7 protein-coding genes are annotated in these 8,062 nt (G+C 38.1%); 4 read left to right on the top strand and 3 right to left on the bottom strand.

Translation table 11 applies throughout. The features are described from left to right. Positions 1-102: 102 nt before the first annotated feature. Positions 103-2,022 (bottom strand): ribosomal protection-like ABC-F family protein, encoded by a 1,920-nt coding sequence (abc-f, locus tag AC3G7N_RS17745; protein ID WP_489423503.1) that lies wholly within the window; start codon positions 2,020-2,022, stop codon positions 103-105. A gap of 132 nt (positions 2,023-2,154) precedes the next feature. On the opposite strand from abc-f, the gene moaC reads away from it, so the two are divergent. Both moaC and AC3G7N_RS17735 read left to right on the top strand, forming a co-directional pair. Next, positions 2,155-2,634: a cyclic pyranopterin monophosphate synthase MoaC gene (gene moaC, locus AC3G7N_RS17740; RefSeq protein ID WP_489423502.1), complete on the top strand. Its 480-nt coding sequence runs from the start codon at positions 2,155-2,157 to the stop codon at positions 2,632-2,634. 17 nt (positions 2,635-2,651) lie between these two features. Next, positions 2,652-3,299, top strand: coding sequence for a redox-sensing transcriptional repressor Rex (locus AC3G7N_RS17735; RefSeq protein ID WP_489423501.1), 648 nt, complete (start codon positions 2,652-2,654; stop codon positions 3,297-3,299). A gap of 60 nt (positions 3,300-3,359) precedes the next feature. Here the strand turns inward: AC3G7N_RS17735 and AC3G7N_RS17730 are convergent, their stop codons facing one another. After that, positions 3,360-4,379 (bottom strand): DUF3231 family protein, encoded by a 1,020-nt coding sequence (locus AC3G7N_RS17730; RefSeq protein WP_489423500.1) that lies wholly within the window; start codon positions 4,377-4,379, stop codon positions 3,360-3,362. Positions 4,380-4,566: 187 nt separating this feature from the next. Between AC3G7N_RS17730 and AC3G7N_RS17725 the strand changes: the two genes are divergently transcribed. Then, complete coding sequence (locus tag AC3G7N_RS17725; RefSeq protein ID WP_489423499.1) at positions 4,567-4,953, top strand: ArsR/SmtB family transcription factor; 387 nt, start codon at positions 4,567-4,569, stop codon at positions 4,951-4,953. After that, positions 4,922-7,060, top strand: a complete 2,139-nt coding sequence (locus tag AC3G7N_RS17720; RefSeq protein WP_489423498.1) for a heavy metal translocating P-type ATPase — start codon at positions 4,922-4,924, stop codon at positions 7,058-7,060. Before AC3G7N_RS17725 ends, AC3G7N_RS17720 begins: the two co-directional genes overlap by 32 nt. Before the next feature lie 55 nt (positions 7,061-7,115). On the opposite strand, the gene AC3G7N_RS17715 is transcribed toward AC3G7N_RS17720, so the two are convergent. Further along, positions 7,116-8,051 (bottom strand): cation diffusion facilitator family transporter, encoded by a 936-nt coding sequence (locus AC3G7N_RS17715; RefSeq protein ID WP_489423497.1) that lies wholly within the window; start codon positions 8,049-8,051, stop codon positions 7,116-7,118. Positions 8,052-8,062 lie beyond the last annotated feature (11 nt).

Raw genomic sequence — 8,062 nt, 5'->3', positions numbered from 1 at the left:
CACCGCTCTGCTTATGCTTGTCGTGTCTTTCAAGGCACCCTGAGCTTTTCTTATTTATGTTAATTGGTGTAATGGGGCAGTGATTGATTAAAAAGAATGTCCTTATTCTTGGAGTTCAGTCCATTCTTCCATTAGTTGTTCAAGCGTTTGTTTAATAACGCTAGTTTCCTTTGTCAGCGCTAAAGATCTCTCGTGATCCTGAAAAACTTCAGGTTTCGTCATTTCTAATTCTAGTTCTGCCAGTTCATTTTCCCGTTCCTCAATTAAGTTTTCCAACTCTTCTATTCGTCGTTGAACTTTTCGTTCCGCACGTTGTCGTACTTTTTCTTCTTTATAACTCAATTTTCCTGTATCAACCTGTGTTGCTTTTGTTTGCTCTCGTTGTAGCCGTTCTCTCTCAGCTTGTTCTTCTTTTTTAGCAACGTAGTAATCGTAATCACCTAGGTATCCAGTCACATGATCTGCTTGAATTTCAACTACTTGTTCGGCAATTTTATTGATAAAATAGCGGTCATGTGAGACAAATATGATAGTACCGTTATAGTCAATTAATGCTGATTCTAACACTTCTTTACTATCAATATCCAGATGGTTTGTTGGTTCATCCAGTATTAAGAAATTGGCATGAAGCATCATCAGCTTAGCCAGCGATAATCGAGCTTTCTCACCACCACTTAGAGCATGTACAGGCTTTAAAACATCGTCACCGGAGAATAAAAAGTTACCCAGAACGGTACGAATATCTTTTTCTTTTTCATTTGGATATTTATCCCATAGTTCCTGAAGAACGGTATTATTTGGATTTAAGTTCGTTTGCTCCTGGTCATAGTAGCCTATTTCTACATTGGCTCCGATTTGAATGGAGCCTGTACTTGGCTGGTATTGTCCAGTTATCATTTTTAATAAGGTCGTTTTACCAATTCCATTTGGCCCGACAAGTGCGATACTGTCGCTACGATTTATAGCGAGATTCATACCTTCGAACAGAAATCTATCCTCATCACTATATCGAAACGCCAGGTTATTTATTTTTAATACGTCATTGCCACTTCTCCTGTTTGAATCAAAAGAAAATTTTGCTGAGGACTCATCACCCTTAGGCCTGTCCAACTTTTCCATTTTATCCAACTTTTTCCTTCTACTTTGTGCACGTTTTGTTGTGGAAGCTCTAACAATATTTTTTTGTACAAAGTCTTCAAGCTGTTTAATTTCAGATTGTTGTTTTTCAAATTCCTTCATTTCTTGTTCGTAATCAAGTGCACGTTTTTCCAGATACTTACTGTATGATCCATGATACTTCCTAACTTTATGATAGGAAATTTCATAGACAATGTTTACAGTCTTGTCTAAAAAGTAACGATCATGAGATACAATTGTAACGGCGCCTGGATAACTTGCTAAATAATTTTCAAGCCAACCGAGCGTTTCAATGTCTAAATGGTTAGTAGGTTCGTCAAGAATGAGTAAAGCAGGCTTTTGTAATAACAACTTACCTAATGCTAATCGTGTTTTTTGGCCACCACTTAATGTGCTTATTGATGTTTGGTAATCGTCCTCATAAAAATGAAGGCCGCTTAGTACCGATTTAATCGATGACGCGTATGAGTATCCGCCTTCTGTGATAAAAGCCTGCTGTTTTGTGTCATATTCTTGTAAGAGCTGGTTATAGTTATCATCAGACAAAGTAGATGCTTGTTCCATATTTTTTTCAAGTTTCCTGAGTTCTTGTTCTTTTTGGATTAATGCCTGAAACACATCCAGCATTTCATCCCAAATTGTTTTAGTAGATTCAAGACCAGTGTGCTGGGATAGATAACCAATTGTTAGGTCTTTTGGTTTGTGCATAACACCCTCGTCATAGGAAAATTCGCCAGCCATTATTTTGAGTAAGGTTGATTTCCCTGCACCATTTCTACCAACGATCGCAATTCGATCCTGATCTTTAATTTCAAGCTTTATATTTGATAATATTTTTTCTGCTCCAAATGACTTACTAACGTCATTCAATTGCATAATAATCATTGCGCTCACCTCAGTATTATAAGTGTATCGCATATCTCAATTACCAAGCAATATTTAAATGTGAAAATAATCACGACTTCTTATAAATTTTCTGCTAGAATGTACTATAACGTTAAAATTGGAGATGAGTACATGACTGATTTCACTCACTTTAATCAACAAGGTAGAGCGAAAATGGTGGATATTAGTGAGAAAAAAGAAACAGAACGGATTGCCTCGGCTAGAACGAGTATAGTTGTATCAGAAGAAATATATACAAAAATAGTGGATCAAGGAATTGAAAAAGGTGATGTACTTGCAGTTGCCCAGATCGCTGGAATTATGGCAGCAAAGAAGACGCCGGACTGGATTCCGATGTGTCATCCCTTACAATTAAAAGGAATAGACATTTCGTTTGACTGGAGTTTATCAGATAATAAGTACGAATTAATCATAGAATCCTATGTGAAAACAAAGGGAAGTACCGGTGTTGAAATGGAGGCACTAACTGCCGCCTCTGCAACTGCGTTAACTGTTTACGATATGTGTAAAGCATTAGATAAAGGAATGGTTATCGGCAAAACGTATTTAATCGAGAAAAAAGGCGGCAATTCAGGAGATTTCAGGCGCTGAGGAAAGGGGGAATAATAGTGGTACAACATAAAATTCCACAGGCTACTGCTAAGCGTTTACCGTTATATTACCGGTTTATCAATAATTTGCATCTCCAAGGGAAAACGCGTGTTTCGTCTAAAGAGTTAAGTGAGGCTGTAAAGGTAGATTCCGCTACAATTCGCAGGGACTTTTCCTATTTTGGTGCCTTAGGCAAAAAAGGCTATGGCTACAATGTTGACTATCTATTAGAATTTTTCAGGAAAACATTGGACCAGGATGAACTAACTGAAGTTGCACTAATTGGCGTTGGAAATCTAGGTACAGCATTCCTTCACTATAATTTTATGAAAAATAATAATACAAAAATAATGATGGCATTTGATGCAGAACCAAGTAAAGTCGGATCTGACATCGGTGGCATACCTGTTTATCATATTGATCAATTAGAGGAAAAAATGAAAGACGTACATGTTGCCATATTGACAGTTCCTTCAAGTGAGGCAGAGGGTATCACAGAGCGGTTAGTTAATACTGGTGTTTCAGGTATATTGAATTTTACGCCCGCAAGGATTACCGTGCCAGACAACATTCGCGTACACCATATTGATCTTGCTGTTGAACTGCAGGCATTGGTATACTTTTTAAAACATTACCCGCTAAATGAAGGGTCAGAAATGGATTAGCGGTTAAGCAATCTTAAAAGCTAACAAAAGAAGCAGAGGAATCAACCTCTGCTTCTTTTGTTAGCTTCTTTTTTGCTTAATCAGCTTATCTCGGTCATCAGCTTGCGGTGGTTCTTCCATCCAACCATTTTTAATCATGATATCTGTGCCATCTTTCGCATAATGGGCAACTTCCACTGCCAATCGAACGTAACATAGAGGTAAATCACTTCTCATACTCTCTGCACAAGCTATACCGTAATTACCTGTTCCCGCTGCAGAAAGGAGGACAACGTGGTACATCATTAGTTTTTCTGAAAAAACGTTTTCGATAGAATTTAAAGAACCTGCATCCCAGCTCATCGGTGCTTGTATATCACTATCGATTAATGTGTCACTAAACACTCTGATATGCTTTTTCGAAATCTCTTTCCCTCTTAACATATATCTCCTGATCGTCTTTGATTCAGCGGTTTGACCGAAAGCAGTGCAAATCATAAATCCAAGTACATTTGTCTCCAAGTTAGTAGACAGATGCGAGATTTCAATTGCCGTAAGTGGGCGTTTCTCATTAAATAATGGAAAACCGCCCATAAAATCTTTACGCTTAACAAATCTTACTTTTTTAGGTATCGAGATATGAGGTGCCCTGATTAGAATACCTTTAGCAAGCATGGTTTCTGTCGTCTGGTTGTATAAGGTGGCAGAATTACTAAGACAAGTATTGAAGATATTTCGAACGTCCTCACGTATAGACATCGAATGATATCTGCCATATTGTGGTGTTCCAAGTTTCCCCATTTTGTTCAGGTATTCCAAAAAGAAAGTATCCTTAAATAGACGTTTTGCTTTTAGGTTAACATCATGTTTTGTAAACCCCACGGGAACCGGGAAATTCTCGCTTAAAAAGATGCTTTTGATTTCATCGAGCGCATATACAGCCTGGTCATACGCAGTTTGTAAGTGGGGTTGTATATCCTCATCCTCGTTTAAATGTAGGCCATACGTTATAACACATTTTGTCATGCTGTTTGTCATATAGCACGACCATAAATTAGCCATTTCTGGTGCTGTTAAAGGTTTGTGACTGGTTTCACTCATTTCTAACGTCCTCCAAATTATATTTTTATCTGTATTATCTGGAAAATGTCCGTAATTATGCATTAGCCTTCGTTAATCACTTACAGAATATAGACCCATAAAATTTTTAGATGAATTGACAATAATTTTTAGGAAGCATACACTATAAACAAATAATCAAACAATCATTTGAATGAAGGTGAATGAAATGAATGACGAGAAAGTAATACAAACTCCTAAAGATACGTGCGATACATTTTGTTTTGACGCGGAAAAAGTAAATCGAATTCAACCAAAAATGGACCAGGTGAGTGGGATTGAATTGATTTTCAAGGCATTATCGGATGCCACACGTTTAAAAATTGCCTATGCACTAACATTAGAAAAAGAGTTATGTGTATGTGACGTAGCTAATATTATCGGATCGACTACTGCAACTGCTTCCCATCATTTACGTCTTTTACGAAATATGAGATTAGCCAAGTATCGAAAAGAAGGCAAGTTGGTTTTTTATTCATTAGCGGATGATCATGTTCATCAATTGGTATATATCGCTATGGTTCATGGGAAAGAAGATGATAATAGTGGAAACTAACAAGAATGTTTATCGGTTACAAGGTTTGTCCTGTACAAATTGTGCAGCAAAGTTTGAGAAAAACATACGTAACATACAAACAGTAGAAGACGTCCAATTAAACTTTGGAGCGTCTAAAATAACCGTTCATGGTGGGGCCTCTATTGAACAGTTAGAACAAGCTGGTTCCTTCGACGGCATTAAAGTGTATCCAGAACGACAACGTCAACTTGGGAAAAAGGTATCTTTCTGGAAAAAACGCGATAACATCATGGCAATGATAGCCCTTTTTTTCATTATTACAGGTTACATTCTTTCTATCCAACTAGGAGAAAAAAGCCCAATTACAATAGGAACATTCGGAGTAGCTATTTTAATCGGTGGATTTGATTTGTTTACAGTAGGCTTTAAAAACTTAATGAAACTACAGTTTGATATGAAAACTTTAATGACTATAGCGGTTATTGGTGCAGTTATTATTGGGGAGTGGGGGGAAGGAGCAGTAGTAGTCTTCTTGTTTGCACTGAGTGAAGCTTTAGAAAGTTACTCGATGGATAAAGCAAGGCAATCGATTCAGGCACTAATGGACATTGCACCAAATCGAGCAACCATAAAACGTAATCAAGCAGTAATAGAAATCGATGTAGAAAACGTTCGGATTGGTGATATTATGCTTATCAAACCTGGACAAAAAATTGCAATGGATGGTGAGGTTGTAAAGGGTCAGTCTTCTATCAATCAAGCAACGATCACAGGTGAGTCAATTCCTGCCTACAAAACTGCCGGAGATGAGGTATTTGCGGGGACACTGAATGAAGAGGGATCCTTAGAGGTACGTGTTACCAAACACGTGGAAGATACGACGATTGCTAAAATTATTCATTTAGTTGAAGAAGCCCAGGCAGAGCGCGCTCCATCTCAACAGTTTGTGGATAGATTTGCGAAGTATTATACCCCTGCTATTATGATAATTGCATTATTAGTGGCAGTGATCCCACCTCTATTTTGGGGGGAGGAATGGTCTGAATGGGTATATAGTGGGCTTGCGGTGCTTGTGGTTGGTTGTCCTTGCGCTTTGGTAATTTCGACACCAGTGGCAATTGTAACAGCAATAGGAAACGCAGCCCGTAAAGGGGTTTTAATAAAAGGCGGCATTCATCTGGAGGAAACGGGAAGATTAAAAGTTATTGCTTTTGATAAAACTGGCACGCTGACAGAAGGAAAGCCAGAAGTTACGGAAGTCATTAGATTATCTGAGATGAGTCATGACGAAATTTTGGGTGTCGCAAAAGCAATTGAAGCGTATTCTCAGCATCCATTGGCATCTGCAATCATACGTAAAGCAGCTAATGAACAGGTAAATGCATATGAAGCTGAGGATTTTCAGTCGATCACTGGTAAAGGTGCAAAGGCAACCGTAAATAGTACAGTTTATTTTATTGGAAATCCATCATTATTTGAAGAAATGGTTTCAATATCAACTGGTACAAAACAACAGATTAAAGAATTACAAATGCAGGGTAAAACGGTTATGCTAATTGGAACGGAACTAGAGGTAAAAGGTTTACTTGCTGTAGCAGATCAAGTTCGAGCAAGTAGTCCATCTATTATTCGAAAACTTCATAAGCTTGGTATTGAAAAAACAGTTATGCTGACTGGTGATAATGAGGCAACTGGAAAGGCTATTGGAAATCAACTAGGATTAAGTGAGACTAGAGCAGAACTTATGCCACAAGATAAATTGGAGTCAATAAAGACCCTACATGAACGGTATGGAAAGGTAGCAATGGTCGGAGACGGTGTCAATGATTCACCAGCACTTGCAACTGCAACGGTTGGTATTGCGATGGGTGGGGCTGGAACAGATACGGCATTGGAAACCGCTGATATAGCATTGATGGCGGATGATTTAGAAAAGCTTCCATACACTATTTCTTTGAGCAGAAAAACACTATCGATTATTAAGCAAAATGTCTCTTTTGCCTTAGCATTAAAGGTGCTAGCTCTTCTATTAATAATTCCCGGCTGGCTTACCTTATGGTTGGCAATATTTGCTGATATGGGGGCTACCTTAATCGTAGTACTTAATTCTCTACGTTTAATGCACGCGAAATATAGCGATGAATGACCTTTTTAAACTAATTAAAATACCCCTCACCTGAAAGTTCAGCTGAGGGGTATTATTAATGACTATGGGAAGAATCCTGTTCATGTTGGCACATCAATGAATTATCATGTGGGTGTTCATTATTTTCCATCTGAATTGTTACATGACCAATTCCTTTGTGCTCCAACTCATGTTCAATCGTTCGTAATAATTTTTGACCTTCATGAATGGATAAATCCCCATTCACTACCGCATGACAGGAAAGTGCATTTTGCCCACTGGTGATACACCATACATGTAAATCATGGATGCTTATTATTCCTGTTACAGTTTCCATTGTATGAATAATATCATCCAATTCAATATTCTTTGGAGTGCCTTCCATCAATACATGAATGGCATCCATTGTTACTCTCCATCCACTTATCAATACAAGAATAGCAACAATAACACTTGCTAGTGGATCGGCCCATCCCCAGTTGAAAAACAGGATGAGTAAAGCTGCGACAATTGCTCCAACGGAACCAAGCAGGTCACCCAGTACATGTAAAAATGCTGCACGCAGATTTAAATTATCCTTGGTATCCCCACGCATTAATATCCATGCAACACTAAGGTTCACGCATAGCCCGATAATCGCAATCACTAACATTCCAGTCGACGCTACTTCGGGTGGGTTGGCAAACCGTTGATATGCTTCATATAAAATGTAGATGGAAATGATCGTAAGTGTTACGCCATTGAATAGAGCAGCAAGTATTTCAAACCGTTTATACCCATATGTTTTACTGTGGCTTGCAACTTTTTCACCAAAAATAAAAGCTAATACACCAACACCAAGTGATACAGAATCACTCAACATATGCCCAGCATCAGAAAGTAAAGCTAGACTATTTGTAACAAAACCCCCAATCGCCTCAACGATCATGAATGCAGTTGTTATGATAAAACTTATTAATAAAGCTTTTTTGTTTGCACCATGAGTATGGTCATGCTCGTGTCCATGCCCCATTTAAATACCTC

This window comes from Virgibacillus carmonensis (assembly GCF_057836705.1).
This window is presented reverse-complemented; position numbering and strand designations above follow the sequence as displayed.

Bases quoted from the DNA above. Each gene is read 5' to 3' on its own strand.
- abc-f (WP_489423503.1), bottom strand. From the start codon at position 2,022: ATGATTATTATGCAATTGAATGACGTTAGTAAGTCATTTGGAGCAGAA.
- AC3G7N_RS17720 (WP_489423498.1), top strand. From the start codon at position 4,922: ATGGGAAAGAAGATGATAATAGTGGAAACTAACAAGAATGTTTATCGG.
- moaC (WP_489423502.1), top strand. From the start codon at position 2,155: ATGACTGATTTCACTCACTTTAATCAACAAGGTAGAGCGAAAATGGTG.
- AC3G7N_RS17725 (WP_489423499.1), top strand. From the start codon at position 4,567: ATGAATGACGAGAAAGTAATACAAACTCCTAAAGATACGTGCGATACA.
- AC3G7N_RS17715 (WP_489423497.1), bottom strand. From the start codon at position 8,051: ATGGGGCATGGACACGAGCATGACCATACTCATGGTGCAAACAAAAAA.
- AC3G7N_RS17730 (WP_489423500.1), bottom strand. From the start codon at position 4,379: ATGAGTGAAACCAGTCACAAACCTTTAACAGCACCAGAAATGGCTAAT.